The organism is uncultured Thiodictyon sp. (assembly GCF_903828115.1).
Classification (GTDB): Bacteria; Pseudomonadota; Gammaproteobacteria; order Chromatiales; family Chromatiaceae; genus Thiodictyon.
The window spans coordinates 1-1,669 of sequence record NZ_CAIKKU010000297.1 but is presented as its reverse complement, the minus strand read 5'-3'; the positions used below and the strand labels follow the sequence as shown (position 1 = coordinate 1,669).

The 1,669-nt window shown below is 66.2% G+C and carries 1 protein-coding gene; it reads right to left on the bottom strand.

Features of this window, described 5'->3' with window-relative positions; genetic code table 11:
• A partial coding sequence (gene brxC, locus QZY48_RS10935; protein ID WP_295430891.1) for a BREX system P-loop protein BrxC occupies positions 1 to 1,669 on the bottom strand: 1,669 nt, incomplete at both ends.

Genomic DNA, 1,669 nt, shown 5'->3' with positions numbered 1-1,669 from the left:
GGCTGATGGCGCCCTTGCGGACCAGGCGAGCCACCAGCAGGACGACCTCCCACTCCGGCCAGCCGTAAGGGCGCCGGCCGAACCGGTCTTCCACCAGGTCATGCAGGATCACCTGGCGGTTGACGCCGGCCATGAGGTTGACGTGGCCCTCGACCTCGGTGAGTGCCTGCTGGTTGCCCTGACCGGTCTCCAGCGAGAAGCCCAGGTCGTCCAGGTCGGTGCTGCTCAGCACCGCCTTGATCTCGGCCTGGGGGTTGGCGGACAGGTGCGCGAGGTAGCCGAGCTTGTTGAAGCTGTTGCGGATGAGATAGTTCAGTGCCTCACCCAAGGCAGCGGCGGCGGTGCCGCCCTTGGGCCGGACCGGCTGGCCGGCGGCGTAGTAGGCGGCCTCTTTGCACAGGCGCTCCAGTTGCAGGACCAGGCGCGCCCGGCGTTCCCGGTTCTCCTCCTGGCGCTCGCGCAGGATCTTGACCGTGGTGGTGGCGGCGGTGCCGTCGTTCTTGCGACCGACGTACCGATCGGTCTGCAGCCAGGTGCGCAGTTCACGGCCCAGGGTGTTGTCGTCGTCGAGCCGGACGATGAGATGGCCGCCCTCGGCGGCGCTTTGCAGGATGCACCGGGCCTCTTCGTAGAGTGGGTAATCGTCGGCCAGGGGGGTGATGACCGACAGGACGAGATCGCCGTCGGTGCGGGTGCCGTGCGGGTGCAGGTCGCACAGGCGGTTGATGCCGAAGTCTTTGTTGTTGTCGGGGAAGCGGTGCTTGCGCAGCCCCTTGAGCAGGTCCTCGAAGATCAGCTCGCCCAGGAACTTGGCCTCTTCCGCGGAACTTAAGTCCACGTCCTTGATCTCGCGGCTGATGTCGCGCTCTTCATTGGTGAGGAAGAAGAATGCCTCGCCGTTGCGCCCGATCAGGGTCTCGCGCTCCAGGCGCTGGAGGCTCGCCTCGATCTGCCAGCGCAGGGCCAGGCGGTCCGCGTCGATTCGGTCGACGAAGAGGGTCACCAGGTTGTCGACGTTGCCGCGGATCTCATCGACATAACGGATCAGGAACAGGGTGCGCAGAAGCTCCGAGTCGAAGGCTTCGAGCTTGTCGTTGCCGGCGGCGTGATCGAGGGTCGACTTGACGACGCCTTCGAGGAAACTCTCGATGGCCGGGTAGAAGCGGTGCAGCGGGACCAGCACCCCGACCGGCTCGGCGGCGAGTTGGACGGCGGCGGACTGGAAGGCGTCCAGCATGGAACGCTCGCCGCGAGCCAGGTGCAGGCCGGTGACCCCGTGGCGGCGGATGGCCTCGAAGACCTTTTGGATCAGTTGGAACTGATAGGGGGCAAAGGGGTAGACGCTGACGAAGTCCAATGCGTCGGCATAGGGCTTGAAGGTCAGGCCGACATTGCTGAAGCTGAGTTGGTTCTTGAGGATGTCGGCCTGGTCGCGGTAGAGGGCCGCCAGGGTTGCTCGGGCGGCGTCGGTCTTGTCCAACAGGCGCTTCTGGATGACCTCGTCCACGTTGGCGCTGGAGAGCGACAGGCGGGTCTTGAAGCGACCCTGGATCTTGGAGAAGTCATTGGCGCGGGCGGCGCGGACCTCGCCCAGCACGGCGTCGATGTCCTCTTGGGAGGTGACCACGACCCAGGCCCGGCCGCCGCAGACGGTGCCCAGGTTCTCGGC